The following is a 22,174-nucleotide window of genomic DNA, read 5'->3' on the forward strand; positions in this document are numbered from 1 at the left end:
AACGCCGGCACCCCCGGCCAATTGCCATGCAACTCAAAGACACCAACCTTTTCAAGACGCTCGCCTGGGTCGACGGTCAATGGATCGCCGCCGACAGCGGCAAGACCTTCGATGTGCTTGACCCGGCGACCGGCGAAGTGCTCGCCCAGGTGCCCGAACTCGGTGCGGAAGAAACCACGCGGGCCGTGGCCGTCGCCGAAGTGGCGCAGAAGGCGTGGGCCGCTCGTACCGGCAAAGACCGTGCGAACGTCCTGCGTCGCTGGTTCGATCTGATGATCGCGAACACCGATGACCTCGCCTACCTGATGACCCGCGAGCAGGGCAAGCCGCTCGCCGAGGCGCGCGGTGAAATTGCCTATGCGGCCAGCTTCATCGAGTGGTTCGCGGAAGAAGCCAAACGTGTGGATGGCGACGTGCTTGCAACGCCCGCCGTCGACAAGCGACTCGTCACGCTCAAGCAGCCCGTGGGCGTTTGCGCGGCCATCACGCCGTGGAATTTCCCGGCCGCGATGATCACGCGCAAGGTCGCGCCCGCCTTGGCCGCCGGTTGCGCCATCGTCGTCAAGCCGTCCGAACTGACCCCGCTGTCGGCGTTCGCGCTGGCCGAACTCGCGCAGCGCGCGGGGATTCCCGCTGGCGTATTCCAGGTCGTCACGGGTGATGCACGCGCCGTGGGCGGCGTGCTGAGCTCGCATCCGAGCGTTCGCAAACTCTCGTTCACCGGCTCGACCGGCGTGGGCCGCCTGCTCATGGCGCAGTGCGCACCGACCGTCAAGCGCCTGTCGCTGGAACTGGGCGGCAACGCCCCGTTCATCGTGTTCGACGACGCCGACATCGATGCCGCCGTCGAAGGCGCGCTCGCCGCGAAGTATCGCAACGGCGGCCAGACGTGCGTATGCGCAAACCGCTTCTATATTCAGGACGGCGTCTACGACACCTTCGCCGAGAAGTTCGCCCGACGCGTTGCCGAGATGAAGGTCGGCAACGGCCTCGAGGACGGTGTGGTCATCGGCCCGCTGATCGAAGGCAAGGCCGTGGACAAGGTCGTGACGCTGGTCGAAGACGCCAAATCGCGCGGTGCGCGCGTGCTGGTCGGCGGCGAAGCACATGCGCTGGGCGGCACCTACTACGCACCGACCGTGATCGCCGACGCCACCGCGCAAATGCGCGTGGCGCGTGAAGAAATCTTCGGCCCGGTCGCCCCGCTCTTTCGCTTCACCCGAGACGAAGACGCCATCGCGCTCGCGAACGACACCGAATTCGGCCTCGCCGCCTATCTGTATACGCGTGACATCGCACGTGCATGGCGCACGTCCGAAGCGCTCGAATACGGCATGGTCGGCCTGAACACCGGCCTGATCTCCAACGAAGTTGCGCCGTTCGGGGGCATCAAACAATCCGGGGTGGGCCGCGAAGGCTCGCGCTACGGTGTCGAGGAATACCTCGAAATGAAGTACCTGTGCCTGCAAGTGTGAGGTAAGGAGCCTGCCGGAGACCTTGCCGGCAGGCTCAGGCACCGCACCGGGGCATCAGACTCCGCACGACCATAAATCGACATCCCTGTCGTAACACCACCAAAGGAAACCAGTATGAAGCGCGTTATCCAGCGCGGCATGAAGCCGCTCGCTCTCGCACTTGCGGCCGGCGCCGCCATCGCCTCGGTTGCCACCACGGCCCATGCCGACGCCAAGCCGATCAAGATCGGCGTCGTGACGTTCATGTCGGGCGCTGCCGCCGGCCCGTTCGGCGTGCCGGCGAAGAACGCCGCGGAAATCACCGCTGCCGAACTCAACGCCGGAAAAGTGCCTGCGCCGTACGCCACGAAGGGCTTCGGCGGTGCGCCGATCGAACTCGTCTACATCGACGAAGCGGGCAGCACCAGCAAGCAAGTGAGCGAATACCGCAACCTGCTCAATCAGGGGGTGGATTATGTGGTCGGCTACACGTCCTCGGGCAACTGCCTGGCGATCGCGCCGGTCGCCGAAGAAATGAAGAAGGTCACGCTGTTCTTCGATTGCGGCACCCCGCGCGTGTTCGAAGACGCAAGCTTCAAGTACGTCTTCCGCCCGGTCGCCACCGCCACGATGGATAACGTGGGTGCGGCGCGCTACGTCGCCGAGCGCAAGCCGGATCTGCAAACGTACGCCGGCATCAACCAGAACTACGCATGGGGGCAGGACGCCTGGGCCGACTTCGAAGGCACGCTCAAGGCGCTCAAGCCGAACACGAAGGCAGTCAGCTCGCAAATGCCGCAGTTGGGCGCGGGTCAGTACAACGCCGGCATTTCGAGCCTGCTCGCCGCCCACCCGGACGTTTTGCATTCGAGCTTCTGGGGCGGCGATCTGGAAGGCCTCGTGGTGCAGGCAGGCCCGCGCGATCTCTTCAAGAAGTCGCTCACGGTGCTCACCGCCGGTGAGACGGCCACGCACGGCAAGACCCGTCTGCCGGACGGCGTGATCATCGGCGCACGCGGCATGTACGGCATGTTCGCCCCGGATAACGCCCTGAACCGCTGGCTGCGCGCGGCCTACAGCGCCAAGTTCAACGACACCCCGAGCTACCCGTCGTACAAGATGAACCAGAGCATTCTCGCGCTCAAGGCAGCGTACGAGAAGGCGCAGGCGGCCAATGGCGGCAAGCAGCCGACACCGGAGCAGGTCATCGCCTCGTTCGAGCACCTCGCCTTCGACGCCCCCGCAGGCAAGATTGGTCTGACCCTGGGCAAGGGTCACCAGGCCGCACAGGGCACGGCGTTCGGCATTGTGAAGAACGTGAACGGCAAGGTCACCGTGACCGACGTGAAGCAGTACTCGATTGCCGAAGTCACGCCTCCGGAAGGCGTGAAGTCCGCCGAGTGGATCAAGGGCGGCCTGAAGCACTAAGCCCGCGCGTGTAGCAAGCATCAAGACCGGGAGGACGAGGTGCATCCGTCCTCCTCGCAATAAGCGGTACCCGCAACACCGGCGCCGTGGCTCGCGTGCCACCCGCCGTGTTGCGTTCCAAGGAGAATGCGAGATGTCGCAGATCTACGCCGTCCTGGTGGACGGGGTGATGTACGCCGCGTGGCTGTTCCTGGTTGCTCTGGGACTGACCCTCGTCTACGGCGTGCTCAAAATCTTGAACATGGCGCACGGCAGCCTGTACGCACTCGGTGCGTACGCCGGCGTGACGCTCATCGGCCCGTGGGTGGCCCAGGGCGGCAACCTTTACGTGAGCTACCTCTTGCTCGTGCTTGCGGCCATCGTCGCGGGCGGGGCCATCGGTTTCATCATGGAGCGCGGCCTTCTGAAGCGCTTCTACGGACAGGACCCGGTGGTGCTGTTGCTCGTGACCTACGCGCTCTTTCTCATCATGGAAGACGCCATCAAGCTCGTCTGGGGTGTCGACCCGTACACGGTCTCGGAGCCCTACAGTTTCCTCGGCAACTTCGAGCTCGGCGACCTTTCCTATCCGAACTACAACTTTCTGATCGTGGGCGTGGCGCTGGTGGCCGGCGTCGGCCTGAGCGCATTCCTGAAGTTCACTCGCAGCGGCCGCTTGCTGCGCGCCGTGATTCACGACCGGGAAGTCAGTCAGGCGATGGGCATTCGCGTGAGCCGTTACTTCGTGGTGACGTTCATGGCCGGCGCGGTGCTCGCGGCCATCGGCGGCGCACTCACCGCCCCGACCGTGTCGGTCGCGCCCGGCATGGGCGTCGAGATCGTGGTGCTCACCTTCGCCGTGGTGGTGATCGGCGGGCTCGGCTCGCTGCCGGGCGCCGCGTTCGGCGCACTGCTCGTGGGGCTGGTGCGCGCGAGCGCCGTGCATTACTGGCCGCAAGGCGAACTGTTCTCCATTTACATCGTCATGGCGCTGGTGCTGGCCGTGCGTCCGAAAGGCATCTTCGCTCCGCTGGAGGCCCGCAAGATATGAGTTCCGCAATCTCCTCCGCCGTGCGTGCGCCGGGCGCCTGGCTCGCCGTCGCCGGCTTCGTCGCCATCGGTGCAGCGGGTCTTGCACTGCCGCAGTGGCAATTCCTGGTGTCCGTCGCGCTGTCCAAGGGCATCGTCGCGCTCGGTCTCGCGCTGCTGCTTCGCACGGGCCTCGCCTCGTTCGGTCAGGCATTGTTCTTCGCGGTCGGCGCTTATTGCGTCGGTCTCGGCATGAACTACTACGGACTGACGGAGCTCTTCGCGCTGCTCGCGATCTCGATGGTCGTCTCGGCCGCGCTGGCGTTCGTCCTCGGCTTCCTGCTGGCCCGTTATCGCGACATCTTCTTCGCGATGCTCACGCTCGCGCTCTCGATGATCTGCTACGGGCTGCTGCTCAATAACGTCGAACTCGGCGGCAGCGACGGCTTCAACGTCAACGCCCCGACGCTGGGCAGCAGCGCCGAGCCGTGGCAACTCGCCGGCACGAATCTGTTCGCCGTCGGCTTCATCGCCGCCATCGTGTGCGTGATGGTCGTGGCGCTGTACATGCGCTCCACGCCGGGACGCCTCGGCCCCGTGATCAAGGACAACGAGATCCGCGTGGAGTATCTGGGCACGTCGGCCCGCACGAACATTCATCTGACGTACGTGATCGCCGGCGCGCTCGCCGGTCTGGGCGGTGCGTTGCAGGCGTTCAACATTGGCCACATCGATCCGGACATGGCGTTCTGGACGACCTCGGGCGAGTTCGTCTTCATCGCCGTGCTCTCCGGCACGCGCTTCGCATTTTCGCCGTTCATCGGCGCGCTGCTGCTCGAGGTGGCACGCGCAATGGCCTACCGCTATGCGCCGAACACCTGGCAGATCGTGATGGGCGCGATCATGCTCGCGATCATTGCGTTCCTGCCCGGCGGTCTCACGAGCCTGGGGCTGGGCCGTCGCAAGTCCGGCGCCGCCCATCCGGTCACGCAAACGGCCGCCAATACGGCCGCCAAGACAGCAAGCGCCTCGGGCGACGCAGCATAAGGGGCACGAGATGGCATCGACACACATCATTGAGGCCACCGGCCTGCACAAGACCTTCGGGAGCGTAACGCCCGCGAAGGACATCACGGTCAACATCGACGCGCAGAGCGTGGTCGGCCTCATCGGCACGAACGGCGCGGGCAAGACGACGTTCGTCAACATGCTCACGGGCTACATCAAGCCGGATCGCGGCGAGATCGTATTCCGCGGCAAGCGCATCACGGGTCTGGCCCCGCGCAAGATCACGCGACTGGGCATTGCGCGCTCGTTTCAGATTCCGCAGCTTTTCGGCACGCAAACGGCCCGCGAGAACATCGAAATCGCGCTGGCGATCTCCGGACTGTCGGCAGACCTCGCGAACGAAAGTCTGGCCCGACTGGGCGTACTGGAGTTTGCGGACATGGTCTCGGGAACATTGCCCGAAGGCGTGCGCAAGCTGCTCGATATCGCCCTGGCGATGGTCTGCAAGCCCGAGGTCCTGCTGCTCGACGAACCGACTTCGGGCGTAGCGGCGGAAGAGAAGTTCGACGTGATGAATCGCGTGCTCGACGCGGCACGCGCGCTGGGCATCACGGTGCTGTTCGTGGAGCACGACATGGAAATCGTGCGCCGCTACAGCGACCGCGTGCTGGCGTTTTGCGACGGCCGCATTCTGGCGGACGGCACGCCAGAGGTGGTGCTGGCCGACCCGCAGGTGCGCGAGTTGATCATTGGCGAGACGGTGGCGGCAGTGCCGGGCACCGGTCACACGGCAGGCGAGGTGGCCCATGCTTGAAGTCGGAAATCTGAATGTGCGCTTCGGCGCGACGGACATTCTTCGCGGGGTGCGGTTCTCGGTGCCCAAAGGCGCTATCGTCGGGCTGATCGGCCGTAACGGCGCTGGCAAGACGACGACGCTGCGCGCGATCATGGGGCTGGTGAAGGCCAACGGCGGCTCGCTGTCGTTCGACGGCGTCGATCTGATGAAAGCCCCTTCGCACGAGCGAACGTCGCTGGGCATCGGCTATGCGCCGGAGGATCGCCGCCTGATCCCGGACATGACCGTCGAAGAGAATCTCTGCGTGCCGGCATGGGCACTGAAGGCGAAAGACGTGCAGGCACGTCTGGACAAGGTCTACCGCATCATTCCGGAAGCCCGAGAATGGGCGCCGCGCCGTGCCTTGCAATTGTCGGGAGGCCAGCAGAAACTGGTGGCCGTCGGCCGTGCCCTGATGACCAGCTCGCGCCTGCTCATGCTCGACGAACCGTTCGAAGGCGTGGCCCCCGCGCTGTCCAAGCGCATTGCCGAGGTGATCGGCCAGATGCGCGGGGAAGGCCTCGCCGTGATTCTCTCCGGGGCGGACTTGCAGCACGCCGGTGCGGTGCTCGACAACGTCTACCGAATCGATCGCGGCCAGATGGTCGCGTAGCTTTCAACACCAGGTTTCAAGAGGAAAACGATCATGAACGCGTTTCGTTTCCAGACGGTTCCCACCGTCGTCGTCGAATTCGGCGCCGCGCGCCGTCTCGGCGCATTGCTGCGTGAGCAGTTCCCGGCGGGCAAGCGTCTGTGCGTGGTGACGGACGGCTTTCTGCACAAGAGCGGTTTGCTCGCCCCCGCACTGGCCGATCTCGCTAAACACGACTGGCAGGTCTCGGTGATCGACGACGTGATCGCCGATCCGCCCGAGCATGTCGTGCTCGAAGCCGCCGAGCGCGCACGCGCCGCCGACGCCGAGATCGTGCTGGGTCTGGGCGGCGGCTCGTCGATGGACGTGGCCAAGCTGCTTGCCGTGCTGCTGCCCGGCACGCAGTCGCTCAAGGAGATGTACGGCGTCAGGAAGGTGACAGGCACTCGCCTGCCGCTGGTGCAAATGCCGACGACGGCCGGTACCGGCTCGGAAGTGACGGCCGTGTCCATCGTCACGACCGGCGAGACAACGAAGATGGGGGTGGTGGCGCCGCAGCTCTTCGCGGATCTGGCGATCCTCGACGCGGAACTGACGCTGGGCCTGCCGCGTGCGGCCACGGCCGCCACGGGTATCGACGCGATGGTCCACGCCATCGAAGCCTATACGTCCGCGCATCTGAAGAATCCGATCTCCGACATGCTGGCCGTCAAAGCGCTGGAATTGCTCTCGCGCAATCTCCTGCCGGCTTGCAACGATGGCAATGATCGCAGCGCCCGCGAGGCGATGCTCGTCGGCGCCATGTTTGCAGGACAGTCGTTTGCCAACTCGCCGGTGGCCGCCGTTCACGCCCTCGCCTACCCGATCGGCGGCATTTTCCACGTCGCTCACGGGCTGTCGAATGCGCTCGTGCTCTCGCACGTCATGCGTTTCAACGCGCCGGCGGCGAGCCGACTGTACGCCGAACTGGCCGAGGTGGTTCTGCCGGGCAAGACCGCCGGTAGCGACGAGGCGAAAACCGATGCGCTCATTGCCCACATCGAGTCGATGATCATCGAGACGGCGATTCCCCGCACGCTGCGCGAAGTTGGCGTCAAGCAGGACGACCTCGCGCGCATGGCGAGCGACGCCATGCGCCAGACGCGTCTGCTCGTGAACAACCCTCGCGAAGTCACCGAGGCGGACGCGTTCGCGATATATAGCGCTGCGTTCTGATTCATCCTGCATCGCCTGCATCGCCGTGACTGACGGTGCGGGCGGGTGCAGGGGGGCAGGCGGGCGTCGTTCATTGCTAACGGCGCCCCGCTACAATGGTGCTTCATCGTTCGCGTTGCTTCGATCTCGTTGCTTCGCTCAGGACCGGGACACCGCCATGAAGAAGACCTTCCCCGACGCCGCCGAAGCGGCTACCCTCATCGACGCCCGCATCGCCGAACTGGCCGGTTGGCGCGGCGATCTGCTCGCGCACCTGCGCAAGATCGTCACGCGTACGTCTCCCGATATCGTCGAGGAGTGGAAGTGGCGCGTGCCCGTCTGGTCGTGCCACGGCATTCTCTGCACCGGCGAGGCCTACAAGGCCACCGTCAAGATGACCTTCCCCAAAGGCGCCTCGCTCCCGGATCCAACCCACCTCTTCAACGCCAGCCTCGAAGGCAATACGCGCCGCGCCATCGATTTTCATGAGGGCGATCCGGTCGACGAAAAGGCACTGACCCAACTCATCCAAGCTGCCATCAAGGCGAATCAAGGCTGACTTGCGATTCGTTTTAAGAAACCACTTAACTATTTTTGCCGCTTTTCGACATCCCAAAACGGAAACTCATTCGCGCCATCGATAATTATTCTCAATAAAAAATATGGCCGAATTCCAATCAAAATACCTCGAAGCAAGATACGTTTTTAATAAAAAAACCATCAATAATACGTCGCAAAATCCAACAAAAAAATATCTTGAAATTCTAAGAGTCTCGTTTTCCGATATTTTCGATGCGGACATTGAAAACCCGCAAACCGGTTGATATTCTTCAGCCCATCGGCATACGGAATGAAATTCAAACACGTGGCCAAGCCACCCGATCCCGATGCGTAGCTTTCGATAGTTGCATTGCCACGGCGTGCGAAACGATTGCCAACGTCAGCGACACCAACTTGTATTCGCATTCATTTTAAAACTCCGACGCGTTGAAGTGACCCAGGGGCCGACACGGCGAAATTCGTCGTGGTGGCGTCGCTCGCGCCCGAGGAACTGGTGTTTCTGAAAAAACAGTTAAACGCACAAGCATCGACTTCCCCCTGGAGACATCATGTCTGCCTTGATGCATTTGCTTGAAACTATTCACGACCATTGCCACGGAATCACCGACTCACAGAAGCTTTTCCTGCAAATCGACTCGTTCGCAAAGCGTATCGGCTTCGAATATTGCAGCTATGGTTTTCGTCATCATCGCAGCGCCACCCAATCGGAAGTGCGGGTCTTCGACAGCTACCCGACCGGATGGATGTCGCACTACGGCGCAAGCGGATATTTGGACATCGACCCGACCGTTGCCGTCGGCGCCCACACCGACAGGCTTCTGTCCTGGCGTGATCCGGCTTTGCCGCAAGCGGATGCGCTCTGGCGTGACGCCAACGACTTCGGCCTGAATCACGGCGTGGCCCGCTCCAGTTGGGGGCCGCACGGGGAATTTGGCCTGCTGAGTTTCAGCCGGTCGACAGAGCACCTGACCCCCATCGAGCTGAACTCGCTGCAAGTCGGCATGGGCGCACTGGCGAATTACACCCATGAGTCGATGAGCCGGCTGCTGCGCCCGCAACACCCGCCCTTCGATCTCGCGTCGTTGTCCGGCCGTGAGCGTGAAGTGTTGTTGTGGACGGCAGAGGGAAAGACCGCGGATGAAATCGGCGACATCCTCGGTATCTCGACGCGCACGGTCAACTTCCACATTCGCAACTGCCTCGACAAGACAGGTTGCCGAAACAAGGTGCAAAGCGCGATTCGGCTCGTAATGTGGCGCTGAGGTCCACCGCTTCGCGACGCTGAAAACCGGCGGCTGTCAGGCGAGGCCCGAAAGGGCCTCGCCCCACGCAGGTCTAACTCAGTTCGTGGACCGATCGTCCGACAGGCCGAGTGCCGCACGCGTCGTATCGTCGATGTCGATACGGTAAGCCGCCACCAGACGACCATCGATGCGATACGCCGCGCCGAGCTTGTGGGTCGGCACACCGATACGGACGAACAAGCGCGCGAGACTGACGAAGGTCACCCCGATCAGCCGACGCGCCCCCAATGAACTCGCCGTGAAGACGGCGGCCCGCAACAGTTCGCGGGCGCCCTGAATCGACTGCTGGCCATCCACGTGATCCGGCGCAATGCCTTCGGCCTGCGGCGGCTCCCAGGCAAATCGAGAAAGCTCCCAGACGGGCGTCGGCGACGCGCCATGCGCGTAAGCGCCCTCCCCCATGTCGAAACCGTCTCCCATGTGTACGGCGGCAGGAAGGTCGTCTACGAGATGGGGGAAGTGATCGCCGAGCAAATAGCGATGCGTGGCCGGCAGCAACCGGGCGCACCCCACGATGGCGTCCTCGTGACGAAGCGTGACGTATATCGTGTCGTCACGGTCATACTCATCGGATTCCTCACCATCTGCGGCCATTCCGTGCTGTGACGACGATTTCATTTCCCATCCGAGTTTTTCCACGAAAACCCGATGGCGAAAGCGCGCAATTTCGCCTCGTGCGGAAGGGATCAGTTGAGCACCGCGCATAACATCGACTCGCATTCCAAACCTCCATCGTTAGTAGATGAAGGCAGATTAGCGACGCCGAAAAGCAGCGAAAACTGTCAACGTTGACAGGTACGAAAATCATCAAGCAAACCGCGGAAAAAGGCCTTCAAAGATCGCTCATTGCGTGAGATTCCGAAGGCGATTTCCGGTCCGGCGTTTGGTCCGATCTTTCGGTCACCAGTCCGGATCCTGACGTCCGGTTCGCGGCACCGCGAGCACCGCATCGAGGTTCATTGCGCCCTCCTGATCTTCGACCCGATAGGTGTAGATGGTGCCGGGAGGATTCGTGAGCGTGACCGCCAGCACCGGCTTGAAATGCCCGGTCGTTGCCATGTAGTCCTGTTGAATGTACTGCGCGCCGCCCTTGTCCTCCGGCGTCGGATAGAACCACGCCTCGATGGGGAGCAGCTCCGGAATATCCGGGGGCCAGGCAGCGATGATGACTTCGTTATGCTGGCTGTTGATCGTCTGTCGCAGGTCTTTGAGCACGGCAAACTGTGCAACGCTGGGCGACAGTCCGCAGCCCGCTTGCGGCGCGCTACCGTGCGCGGCAATCCACTGTGCGGCCGTGGTGATACCCCGCGCGTCGCAAAGGCGAAGATCGCCATTGGTCGTGCCGCAAGCGCCCGGACGACCGCTCGACGCCGCATTGGCAGGAAAGGAGCAACGCCACTCCAGCGGGTGCCCCGTCGGCGCCTGCAATTCGGCCATGATGACGCCGGGATCGCCCCGGTGTGTCGTTCGCATGTTCATGTCCGCGCGCGCGTATGAGAACGACACGCCATTGCGCGCCTGGGAGGGGTCGCTCGGGTTCCATGACTTGAAATTCCCATACCCGGTGATGCGAACCAGCACGCCCGCGCAGCGATAGCCGGGCGTATTGTCCGGACAGGTCATGCGTGTGTCGGCATGACGCTGTTCGAGTCGGCTCGCCACCGTGAAGCCATAGCTGAGCTGATCTTCCTCGTCGAAGCCGAACGCCGTGGCCGCGCCCGCGCCCAGCATTGCCTTGAGGATAGGGATCCACTGGCCCGTGCGGTCGTAGTACTGCTTCTGATAGCGCAGCGCCTGCGAAAGCTGGCCGCCGTTGGCCGCGTCGTAGTAGATGGCCTGCACCGCGAGCGCCGCCGGATCGGTCACGTTCCAGAGGCTCACGCCGACAGCGTCGGCAGGGTTGGCGCATGGCGGCAACGACTGGGCCAACGGCGCCTGACCGCAAACGAAGTCGTAGGGCTGTCCGTTGCCGGCTGCCGTTGGCCGGTCGGTGAGAATGAAGCCCACGGCGTCGGACGGATTCACGGCGGGCAAATCCTGTCGCGCAAAATACATGCGCGCGTAGCCGGCGGCCGTCTCGTCCGAGCCAATGCGCCAGAAATCGGTACCGGGTGCGCCCGCCGGCGCCGTGCGCAGCATGACCCCGGAGCAATCGAACGCAGGGCCGCCGACAAAACACTTCCCGGGCGTTTGGGCGTAGCGCCGATTGATGGCAAACGCAACTTCGGCGCCGGGCAAATGCGGTGTGGCCGCAGCCGCCGACGTCGGCACCCACACTACTGGCGCCGGTTCTTTCGCGAAAGGCGCGCCAGTGCAGGCGAACGACATCGCCAGCACCGGCGTCATGAACCGCCGTGCCGTTTTCCCCATCCGGATCAACATGGAACACCTCGCGTGGGAGCCACGCTCCCTAAACGTGATTTCGACGGTTTCGAGGGAGCGTTGCGCCCGACGCGCGTGCGATGTTCAGGGCGTCACACCGATGACCTGAAGGTAGTCCGCTTCGTTGCGTCCCTTCACGTTCTGCTGTTCATCCGGTCCATTGAGGTCGTAGGCGTTCGCTGTGCCCGCGCCGATCTGCTGGCTGGTCCAGAACTGGTACGACAGCCAGCCCATGTATTGCGCCACGGGGCCGGAGCTATGGAAATAGGTCGTCCAGAATGCCTGCATGTCCGCCACCGTCGGCACATTGAGTCCGGCGGCGGCGCAAGCGACGGCGGCGCCCGCAAAGTTCTGTGACGGACTGACGAAGTGCATCGTCTTCAGGTTGGCGACCGTCACCGCATACGATCGCGTTTCGTTGCGGCTGTCGGTCGCGGAGATTTGCGCCGACCCATTGCCCATGACCGTAACGAAGCCCGCGCTATCGACAATCGCAACCTGAGCATCCGCGCTCGCATAGGTGTACGGCGGCGTACCGAATTTCGCCTCGCGCAGGAACCTTGCGTAGTCCGGCACGGCCACCGGCGGCTTCTCGTTTCCCACGATGTATCGGTACTTCGACATGTCGACGCTCAGCGGCGCTTCGAACGCTTCCCCGATGTACAGAACGAACGGCTCGGACGGGCTTTGCGACGTGCCGCGCGTCACGGTGTAGGTGAGCGTCGCGGACTTCTCCTTGTTGAGGTCCGCGTGATTGCGCGGTACATCGAAGACATAGTCCTGTTGCGGCGTGCCGCCTACGGTAACCTCCCTCTGGAACGGTGCAGGCGCGCCACTCGCATTGACCCAGCGAAACGAGATCTTGTCGCCTTCGGCAATGCCCGGATACGGGCCGATCACGACCTCGATGAAATCGCCGACGATATCTTCCGGCACGAGCGAATTTCCGACCGCTTCCGGCACGGTGACCAGAGGCAGTTCTCCCACCGGTTCCAGCACGCGAATTTGCAGAGGATTCGATTTGATCGTGCCATTCTCATGCCCCGTCACCACGGTGTGCAGCGTGATCGTCGTGCCGGAGAACTTCTGCAAATCTTCTCTGAGAATCGTGAAGGGCACCGGTTGTCCGACCTGACTGGCGTCGGCGATGCGAACGTACGCTTCCCACGTGGAGTCGTTGATATCGATGAAGACGTATTGCCCGACATTCATTCCCGCATACGGCTCAACGATTGCAAGCACGCCTTCCTCGGGTACGTCCGCGAGATTCAGCACGCCGTTGACGACGCCTTGGATCGCCGGGGGGTCGACATCGCCCGGCTCGGGCACTTGTTCACCGATGGGAACGAGCCCCACGTCCGACGTTTCTACGACGACGCCGTCGCGCCTGACCTCGAACCATACGGAAACCGTGGTGCCTTCGTTCGGTTTGATTTCGGTGTTTTCCACACGAAATCTGATGGGAAAATCCGCGGCAGGCGCGGTCACGGGAAAAGCATCGTCGTAAAGACCGGTGACCTTCGCGTCCCACAGGATCCAGACCCAATCGCCCGCCTGACTGCCCGCGTAGGCGGGCACCCTGACGATGGTTCTCGGCAAATCGGGATCGAGGATGCCATCCTCCAGGTCCGGGAACTCCGGCGGCGGGTGATCCGCCGTGATGACCGCCCGACGTGTGCTCACCTGCGTCATCTGCGCACCTGTGCCTGCGGCCTCACCCGATGCCGCTGCCTTGGCGCGTTGCGCCGTTGGAATCGTCGTTGCCATGATGCTCTCTCCTGAGACTGGACTCTCAACCGTCGCTGTCGGGTGCCGCACCTCTGCGCGCGCGACACCGACGACCGCCGTAATCGTGGCGAACCGCGATGCTCACACCCTCTCCAACGCAGCGCGACGCATTTGATATCGGGTCAGTGCGCGGCCTTGCGGCGAAGTCCGATCGACTGTGGAACCGGCGACTTCGTAACGCACGTATCGGTTCAGCAGATCCTGTTGCGCTGGCGTAGGTGTCCCGCCACCGGCGGCGACGCCCCAACTCACGATCCCGCCCTTTGCCGGAATCGCCGCGAACCCCTGACTGTTGGCGTAGATCGCGCGGATATCGACCAGCAGATGTGCCACCGCTGAGGCGTCTCCGCCTCGCGCCGGATCGCCCCACACGACGACTGTGCCGTCTCGCTTGAGTCCCGCAAATGCCGCAGACGATGCGGCAACCTGAACGAACTGTTCGAGCGCCACGCCATCGGGCAGCGGGTGTCCGTAGTCGATCGTCGCTTTCGGAGGCCCCCACGTCACGACCTGCCCGTTGGCGCGTCGCGCACAAAAGACCCGAGTGTTGGCCACGACCTCGACAATGTCGTTGTAGATCTTGACGGCTTCTTCGACCGCCCCGCCAAAATCGGGCTTCCCCCACGCCATCACTTTGTTTTCCGTAGTAATGACGGCAAATGCGCACGACGTTGCCGCCGCCAGTTCGGCAATATCACGTGCCAGGGCGACATCGTCCTTCAACTCCCCGCCGTTGTCGCCCAGGCCCCATGCAATGAGCGTGTTGTTGGGGCGCAGCGCACAAAAAGCCTGTGTATTGCCGAGCACATCCGTCACGATTTCATTCTCGATGAGCTCCGGGATAACGCCACCGTTTGCGACGGTTCCCCATGCCACGATTTCCCCTCCCTTACGCAGGCAACAAAAGGCGTGAGAGTTCGCGATGATTCTGTCAGCATCGTTCACCGTCAGGGCATCGCCTTCCACCACGCCCGCTGTCGCGGCGTTGCCCCATGCGCCCAACGTCCCATCGGTGCGCACGTAGGCGAAGGCCCCGAGGTTGCCGACAACGCGAGCCACATTGGCCGGATACGGTATTACCGGGGCGCCGTTCGCGGGATTGCCCCACATCACGGCACGCCCATCCGCCAGACGCGCGGCAATCGCGTGATGCGTCGTACTCAACTCGACGGCTGTCATGCCCATGAACGCCGTGTCGATATCGCCACCGTATAGATCGTTTCCCCACGCGTAGGGAGCACCCGTCGAGAACAGCGCACCGAACGCCGCCGTCCCCGTCGCCGTATTGGCGTCGATCCCCGACCCGGCCACATGCGCGGGAAGAATGGACGTCGACGCCGTTTCGGTTCGCACATGCAGCAGGCGCCACGGTTCGCTATCGAGGAAAGAGGCGCCGGACTTGGAAGCCGTATCGCCGTCATACCGCCACTCGGCGATGATGTCCTCGCGCTTGTCGGCGCTCACGGCGCGCATGTACTTCGATCCGCCCGAGTTGCGCATATCCCCGGTGCTATTGCGCGCGCCCAGCACGATCAGGTCCCCTTGCGCGAGTTCACGGCCGACTTCGTACGTCGCCCGAGGCGAATCTTCGGTCAACCCCGACGCCTTTCGCAGAATCGAATACTTCACCTCTACGACCGTGCCGTTGCTCTGTTCGACGGTGGCCTTCGGAATCCGCAACTCGATGGCGCCCCCGACGTCCTCGGCCTTGATCGTGTAGTCGGGAACCTGATGATCCGTTACGCCTTTCCAATACACGATGACGATATCGTCCAGCGCAAAGAGCGCGGTCTCGTCAATGCGTACGGTCGCCCCATCGGCGGGCACATCGTCCGGGTTCAGGTTGCCCTCATTGGCGTCCGTCATCACCACGGCGGGTAACTCGGACTGTTCGATCACGAATGGAACCGCCGCGCCCGACGCCACCACATCGTCGTTGACGATGAGGTCGTAAGTGACAGTCACGGTGCTGTCGAGGCCAGCGTCGACGATGTCGAAGGGCACGGTAAATTCGATGTCCTTCGCGCCCCCGCCGACTGGCTTTTCCTGCGTGAAATCCGCATCGGCGTTCGTGCTGCGCCACGTCAATCGGATAGTGTTTCCGAGTTCCATATGCTCAGCGTCGAACGGCACGACCACCTTAGCGCCACCCGCGACCTGCCGCGGATCCAGCTTGCCGTCGACGACCGCAGGAATTCGCGGCGGCGCCAGTTCGAGCCCTGCGTCGACGACCGTCACCCAGAGGGCATCCGACGTGTCGTTGACCAGTTTGCCCTCCACGCGATAGGTCACCGGCACGGTCTGCCCCACGAACGGCCGAAGCGCTACGACTTCGAACGCATCGTCGATCGGCTTGCCTTCGGTCTCATCGCTCACATGGTTCGCCAGCGTGAGTCCGTCGTCTTCGTTCCCGGAGCCTGGTCCCCAGTCGATCCAGACCCTGTCGCCACTGCTCATTCCCTCGTACACGGGCACGGTTACGTCGGCGTATTTCGTCAATGCACCAAGGTTTAGCTCCCCCGCCTCGTTGACTTGCGCCATCGTGGGCGCCGGCATTTTTTGCGGCTCGATGCCCACGCCAAGTTTCAACACCTCCGAGCGAATGACCGTGCTGCCGCGCGTGACCGTGTAGCGCACGGGGGCGATGCGTCCGAGCCAGGGATCGACTCTGTCCTTGGTCATTCGCAATCGAATATTTTCCGGCACACTGATGACGACCCGATCGGGGTAATAGCCATCGTCCCCGGGTTCCCCCCAGTACATATCGACGATGTCGTTCGCCTGCATGTCCGCATGGAGCGGAATCACCGTTCGAATGCCCCGTTGATAAGCCTCTTCGGGCAGATAGTCGCCGTCTGCCTCCTCGACATAGGGGGCGGGCCAACGTGGCTCCGTTTCCGGTTCGCCCACGATCAGGGTGAGTTCATCGGAGACGTCGAACACACCGGAACCTTTGATTTTCTCGACCTTGTAGTACACCGTCACCGTCGAGTCTTTGAAAAACTCGACTTTGGCTTTGGGCACGTACATCTCGGTGACCGTGTCCACGTAGTTCTGTGAGATGTAAAAGTCGTCGCTCTCCTCGGCCTCCGTGCCTTCGCCGAAGTAAATCCAAACCGTGTGACCCTCCGCCATGCCCTCGTATGGATCAACGCACACGGTAATATCGACGTTGATGTCGTCCGGATCGATCACGCCGTCGGGCGCCTCCTTGACCCAAGGCGGCGGCAACGTGTCGCCATCGTTCAGCGGCTTGACTTCGACCAGCGTTGTCTCGGACTCTTCACGTGTTCCGCCTTGCGGAGTCACGGCATAGATTGCGGTCACGGTATCACCTCCATTGGCATTGATTTCGAGCACGCCGCGCGACACGGTGACTTCAACGTCGCCCACGGTTTCGATGTTGAAGTCACCGGCGTCCTGACCACCCACCGACTGGCCCAGCCAGAACCACTCCAGACGATCGCCCACGGCCATGCCGTCCCATTCGGGAATGGTGTACTTGGGGCCGTTGGGCACTTGAGCCGGGTCGAGCTTTCCGTCGACGACACCCTCGATCGTGGGGGCAACGTAAGGCGATGCCTGCGGGGAGGCCGAGCGTGGCGTCGTGCGCGTTGGTGCTTTGCTTTTCGTGTCCATCGCAATGCCTCCCGATTAGCCGACGACCAGCGTTTCGTGCTTGCGACGGTAGATCGCGAGCGCCTTGCCTTGCGCCGACGTCTCGGACAACGCGTTTCCCGGCGCTTCGTAGCTCATGTTCTGATTGAGTGCGTTTTGCTGCTCTGACGTCGGTGTGCCACCGCCATTCGGAATCCCCCATGTCACGACCACGTTGTCGTCACGAATCGCCGCAAACGCCTCGCTGTTGGCGTACACCGCGCGGATGCCCACCAGAAGGTGCGCGACCGCCGATGAATTGCCGCCGAAGGTCGGATCGCCCCACGTGACGACCCGCCCGTCTCTGAGCAGGCCGGCGAATGCGCGGGCCGTGCCGACCACCTGAATGAAGTCGTAGGCGGCCCAGGCAGGCGGGAAGTTGTTGCCCCGGTTCGGGTCTCCCCAGCACACGACGTTGCCGTTCTGCCGACGCGCACAGAACGCGCCCCAGGTGGCGACGATTTCGACGCAATCGGAAACGAGCCTGGCGGCCTCCGAGAGCGCGCCGCCGTGGGTGTCCGGCCCCCACGCGATGATCTTCCGGTCGGTAGTAATGACGGAAAACGCGCGTGACGTCGCACTGCCAAGCGATGCGACGTTCGTTGCAGTTTCGGCGCCGTTCTTCAATACCCCGCCGAAAGCGTCATCCTTCCACGCGGCCAACGTCCCGTTTTCGCGCAAGGCGCAGAACGCCCCGAAGTTGCCCATCACATCCTTGAACTTCTGCGCAATCAGCGCCGGCGGCAGTTCACCGCCGTGCGTGGCCGGTCCCCACGGAACGAGCTCACCACCCACGCGTCGGCAACAGAACGCCCAGCCGCTGCCGACGACCCGATCGGCATCGTTGACAAGACTGGCGGCGTCGTTGAGCTTACCGCCCTGACTCTCGCTACCCCACGCCTGCAGGGTGCCGTTGTCCCGGATGGCGGCAAAGGCCCCCGCATTGCCCACCACGCGTCGAATGTTGACCGGTATCGGCGTGACTACACCTCCGGTGTTCGACTGTCCCCACACGGAGACCGTACCGTTGCTGTGACGCGCCGCCATCGACGAAGGGGACGTGCTGATCTCGACGAACCCGGCATTGCCGATGAGGTTGGGGTCGATGTTCGCGCCCCAGCTACGATGTCCCCACGCGTACGGCCGTCCCAAAGTCAGCAATGCGCCGAACGCCGCTGCTCCCGTGGTCGATGCACTGTCGGTGCCGCTGCCAGAGAAATGCACCGGCAAAACCGACGTAGCGGCATCCGCCGTGCGCGCATGGATCACACGCCACGGCTGGGTATCGAGGAACGACGTGCCCGTCGCGCCCGACAGATCGCCCTCGTAACGCCACTCCGCGGTAATGTCCTGGCGCGTCGCCGTGCTGATGGCGCGCAGGTAGCGCGGAGAGCTCGATGCACGATATGCCGCGCTGCCATTGCGCGCCCCCAACACCGTCAGGTCGCCCTTGCCCAGTTCGCGCCCGACGGTGTAAGTGGCATCAGGTGACGTTTCCGTCTCTCCCCCAATCTTGCGCAGGATCGTGTAGTAGACCTTGACGACGGAGCCGTCGCTGCTCTCGACGTTGCTCTTCGGCACCATCAGCAGCAGGTCTTTGCCAATATCGGTCGGTTGAATCGTATGCGGTACCTGATACGGCGGAACGCCCTGCCAGTTGAGCGTGACAACGTCGTCCACTTCGAACCTGGCCGACGCATCGATCGATGCCGTCGCACCTTGCGGCGGCACGGCGTCCGGGTCCAGATTGCCGCCGTTCGCTTGCGTCATCACCACCGCAGGCAACTCGGTCATGCGGATGACGAAGGCCGCCGCCGCGCCGCACTTCATAGGACACGTTCACGGTGCCGTCGATCCCGGCCTCGAGGTACTCGAACGGCACGGTGAACTCAACGGTGGCGCCACCGCCAACGGGCACTGTATTGGAATAGTCGCCAGCATCGTTCGAGCAATCCCACGTCAGCACCACGTCGTCGCCACGCGCCATCGCCTCGTTGACGTCCACAATCACTTCGACACCGCCCGTGACCTGACGCAGATCGAGTTCACCGTTGACGACGGCAGGAATGCGTGGCGGGTCGAACGTCGCGGCATCGCGCACGACCCCGAACGTGATCGGATTGGACTGCCCTACCGGGACATTCTGCCGGAGCACCCGATACGACACGTCCACCGTCTGGTCTATATACGGTTCAATGTCGACGAGGCGGAAGTAGTCCTCGACTGGCTGGCCGACCATGTTCTGGGTGATTTGCACTTTAACGGTAACGCCATCGTTCTCCTCGCCACCCGCCCAGTCAAAGTGCACGTAGTCGCCGATTCGCATGCCGTCGTACGCGAGCGCCCGCACGTCCGCGCCATAGGTGAGATCGGACAGATTGAGCTTGTCGTCGATCACCTGATCCATTTCCGGATCGGCCAGATCCGTCGGCACGAATCCCACATTCAGCGTCAGATGATCGGAGTGGATGATGCCGCTTGCCCGAGTGACCGTGTAGCGAATCGTGACCGTTTCTCCCTTCCAGCGATCGACAATCGCCTTCTCCACGCGAAATGGAAAATCCATCGGTACGCCCACGACCACACGGTCCGGGTACGTTGGCTTGCCCGCCCCCTCCCAGTAGAGATCGATGACGTCGTTGGCCTGCATGTCCGGATGTTGGTGCACGATGGTCTGCACGCCCCGCTCATAGGCCCCCTCGGGCAGATTGCCATCGATGGATTGCGGCACGCTCGGCGCACCCCAGCGCACGGGTCGGCTGACGTTGAGCACAAGGTCTTCCGAGCGCTCCTCCACGCCAGGGGCCTTGACGACCCTGTAATACACCGTCACCGTCGACGTATCGAAGTACTCCACCTTGGCCTTGGGCACGTACATGTGAATCGGCTGGTTCAGGTTCTGGTCGGACACCAGAAAGCTCTCGATTTTCTCGCCGCCTCCGGTGCCCTCGCCGAAGTAGACCCACACCGTCTGACCACTTGCCATACCCGGATAGGGGTCCACTCTGACCGTGGCGAACTCATCGATGTCGTCCGGATTGAGCGAATCGCCCACCGCCTCTTCCACGACCGGGGGCGGCAGCAGGGCATCGGATAGCGGCAAGATTCTGACCTGCTTGGTTAGCGATGCCGAACGGCCGCCGCCAGCGTAGGTGACTTCGTACAAAACGTTGACCGTATCGCCACCGTTGGCATTGATCTCCAACACGTTCCGGTCGACCCGTACCGTGACGTCGCCCACGGCTGTCACGTCCTCCAGGTCCGATTGCTGACCGCCGGGCGACGTGCCAAGCCAGAACCACCGAACCTCGTCGCCCACCGCCATGCGCGGCCATTCCGGGAGGGTCAATTGCGGGCCATTCGGCACATCGGCCGGATCCAGTTCGCCACCACGCTCGCCTTCCACGATCGGTTGCGGCAACGCCTGAAGCGCAAGCACGGTGAGCGCCAAATGGTCCGACGTTCGTGTGCTCACACCCGACTCCACGGTGTAGAGCACATCGACGCTCCCGCCCGCAATCGGCGCGATTTTCGAGTAGGGCACATTGAAACTCACCGTGTTGCCGATATGTTGGGGTTCGAGGCGCTTCGGCTCCGTATGCAATAACGGATCGCCGCCTGCCGTCGTTCCCTCCCAGCGCAACGTGAGCAGGTCGCCGATCGCCATGCCGACCCACGGCGCGACATCGACATTTGCGCCGGCCAATACCGCTGCGGGATCGAGCGTACTGTCGCTCGCTTCGCGCACATCGGGAGCCGGCAGCGCCTGAGCCGTGCCCTCGATGGTGAACGCCCGACGTCTTGAGCGGCCTTTATCCACGCCACCGACTTCGACACGGTAGAACACGGATCCATCTCCGGGAACAGCCTCTCCGACCTTAACGTTCGGGATGTCGAAGCTCACCATACCGTCCCCGCCCAACGTCTTCGTCTCGGAATGCGAGACCTCCCATCCATCGAACGAGCGCCCCTCGAAGATGATCGTTACGTCGTCACCCTCGGCCATGTCCCCGTTCTGCGTGACGATTGTCTGGACGTCCTCGCCGTTCAGTGCGTCGTAGTCCAGCACACCATTATTCAAATCCGGTAGCAAGGGCGCGATGTAGAGCGTGCCACCGACGTCTACTTCGATGAACGACGGTGCGGCGCGCCCCGACCAGTTCGACACCACGTCCAGAATTTCGTAAGTCACCGCAACGTTAGTACCATCGCCCACTTTCTCGATCACGGCCTTCGGCACGAGCAATGTCAGCGGTTGGTCGACTTGCGTCTCGTCGATGGGGTCGAACTGCGTTCCCTCGCTTGCCCAGAACAGTTTCACCCGATCCCCTGCCGTCATGTTGTCCCAGACAGGGATCGTGACCGGGATACCTTCGTCCGGAATCGGCGCTTCGATCGGCCCATCGGGCAGGATGACTTTCGGCAAGTTTTCGTTCAGCGGAAAGGTCGACGGATCGGGATCGTTGCCGCCGGGGACAGTCGTTTTCACGAGGACCTGTATGACCGGGGACGGCTGTGGCACCGGATCGCCGAACGACGAAATCCGGTGATACCAGACATCGATGAGTCCATCCTCGACCCGAATCACGTCCGTCACAGGAACGTGCATCTGCCAGTTCGGATCGGTGTGAAACTCAATGATGATGACGTCGACCGCCAGTTCCTTATCGCCCCAATACAGTTCCAGCGTGTCGCCCGGCAGCATCAGCTCGTTCCACGGCACATTCACTGCAATGGATTCGTCGAGATTGGTGTAGACGTCCTTGCGGCGAATCCCGCCGTTTGCCTCCGCCAGCGGCACGACCGGCGCCTGAAGCTGCCGGCTCTCGTTGGCGCCACTGGCTTCGCGCCGGGAAAACTTGTCGCGGGTGTTCATGATCGACCTCCGGTGTGCTGCGAGAAGAAGCGAGCCCGACGGCGATTGCACCGAGGCCGGCGAATAGAGACACAGAGTTCCTATCTC

15 protein-coding genes are annotated in these 22,174 nt (G+C 62.9%); 9 read left to right on the forward strand and 6 right to left on the reverse strand.

Annotated elements, in window-relative coordinates:
• Window positions 1–26 precede the first annotated feature (26 nt).
• The 9 genes from UC34_RS17500 (at window position 27) to UC34_RS17540 (ending at window position 9,342) form a co-directional block, all read left to right on the forward strand.
• Window positions 27–1,475 (forward strand): NAD-dependent succinate-semialdehyde dehydrogenase, encoded by a 1,449-nt coding sequence (locus tag UC34_RS17500; RefSeq protein ID WP_044456573.1) that lies wholly within the window; start codon window positions 27–29, stop codon window positions 1,473–1,475.
• Between the two features lie 114 nt (window positions 1,476–1,589).
• Window positions 1,590–2,882: an ABC transporter substrate-binding protein gene (locus UC34_RS17505; RefSeq protein WP_237165140.1), complete on the forward strand. Its 1,293-nt coding sequence runs from the start codon at window positions 1,590–1,592 to the stop codon at window positions 2,880–2,882.
• Between the two features lie 133 nt (window positions 2,883–3,015).
• A complete protein-coding gene (locus tag UC34_RS17510; protein ID WP_044456574.1) occupies window positions 3,016–3,912 on the forward strand; it encodes a branched-chain amino acid ABC transporter permease in 897 nt (298 codons plus the stop codon).
• On the forward strand, window positions 3,909–4,937 hold the full coding sequence (locus UC34_RS17515) for a branched-chain amino acid ABC transporter permease (RefSeq protein ID WP_044456575.1): 1,029 nt from the start codon (window positions 3,909–3,911) through the stop codon (window positions 4,935–4,937). The genes UC34_RS17510 and UC34_RS17515 overlap by 4 nt, the downstream gene beginning before the upstream one ends.
• 10 nt (window positions 4,938–4,947) lie before the next feature.
• Window positions 4,948–5,712, forward strand: coding sequence for an ABC transporter ATP-binding protein (locus UC34_RS17520; protein WP_044456577.1), 765 nt, complete (start codon window positions 4,948–4,950; stop codon window positions 5,710–5,712).
• Window positions 5,705–6,346, forward strand: a complete 642-nt coding sequence (locus tag UC34_RS17525; protein WP_044456579.1) for a branched-chain amino acid ABC transporter ATP-binding protein — start codon at window positions 5,705–5,707, stop codon at window positions 6,344–6,346. The genes UC34_RS17520 and UC34_RS17525 overlap by 8 nt, the downstream gene beginning before the upstream one ends.
• 33 nt (window positions 6,347–6,379) lie before the next feature.
• Window positions 6,380–7,540 carry an iron-containing alcohol dehydrogenase gene (locus UC34_RS17530; protein ID WP_044456580.1) on the forward strand — a complete coding sequence of 387 codons (1,161 nt, stop codon included), beginning with the start codon at window positions 6,380–6,382 and terminating at the stop codon, window positions 7,538–7,540.
• Window positions 7,541–7,697: 157 nt separating this feature from the next.
• Window positions 7,698–8,078 carry a DUF1801 domain-containing protein gene (locus UC34_RS17535; RefSeq protein ID WP_044456582.1) on the forward strand — a complete coding sequence of 127 codons (381 nt, stop codon included), beginning with the start codon at window positions 7,698–7,700 and terminating at the stop codon, window positions 8,076–8,078.
• A gap of 550 nt (window positions 8,079–8,628) precedes the next feature.
• A complete protein-coding gene (locus UC34_RS17540; protein ID WP_237165141.1) occupies window positions 8,629–9,342 on the forward strand; it encodes an autoinducer binding domain-containing protein in 714 nt (237 codons plus the stop codon).
• A gap of 78 nt (window positions 9,343–9,420) precedes the next feature.
• Here the strand turns inward: UC34_RS17540 and UC34_RS17545 are convergent, their stop codons facing one another.
• The 6 genes from UC34_RS17545 to UC34_RS17570 all read right to left on the reverse strand — a co-directional run bounded on the left by UC34_RS17545 (window position 9,421) and on the right by UC34_RS17570 (window position 22,087).
• Window positions 9,421–10,104 (reverse strand): acyl-homoserine-lactone synthase, encoded by a 684-nt coding sequence (locus UC34_RS17545; RefSeq protein ID WP_044456583.1) that lies wholly within the window; start codon window positions 10,102–10,104, stop codon window positions 9,421–9,423.
• Between the two features lie 180 nt (window positions 10,105–10,284).
• A complete protein-coding gene (locus UC34_RS17550) occupies window positions 10,285–11,766 on the reverse strand; it encodes a hypothetical protein (protein WP_157123226.1) in 1,482 nt (493 codons plus the stop codon).
• A gap of 84 nt (window positions 11,767–11,850) precedes the next feature.
• Window positions 11,851–13,533 (reverse strand): hypothetical protein, encoded by a 1,683-nt coding sequence (locus UC34_RS17555; protein WP_052811113.1) that lies wholly within the window; start codon window positions 13,531–13,533, stop codon window positions 11,851–11,853.
• A gap of 102 nt (window positions 13,534–13,635) precedes the next feature.
• Window positions 13,636–17,193 carry an RCC1 domain-containing protein gene (locus tag UC34_RS17560; protein WP_044456586.1) on the reverse strand — a complete coding sequence of 1,186 codons (3,558 nt, stop codon included), beginning with the start codon at window positions 17,191–17,193 and terminating at the stop codon, window positions 13,636–13,638.
• 15 nt (window positions 17,194–17,208) lie between these two features.
• Window positions 17,209–18,795, reverse strand: coding sequence for an RCC1 domain-containing protein (locus UC34_RS25640; RefSeq protein ID WP_044456588.1), 1,587 nt, complete (start codon window positions 18,793–18,795; stop codon window positions 17,209–17,211).
• Window positions 18,695–22,087, reverse strand: a complete 3,393-nt coding sequence (locus UC34_RS17570; protein ID WP_044456589.1) for a hypothetical protein — start codon at window positions 22,085–22,087, stop codon at window positions 18,695–18,697. The genes UC34_RS25640 and UC34_RS17570 overlap by 101 nt, the downstream gene beginning before the upstream one ends.
• Window positions 22,088–22,174 lie beyond the last annotated feature (87 nt).

The sequence above is a fragment of the Pandoraea vervacti genome (assembly GCF_000934605.2).
GTDB lineage: Bacteria > Pseudomonadota > Gammaproteobacteria > Burkholderiales > Burkholderiaceae > Pandoraea > Pandoraea vervacti.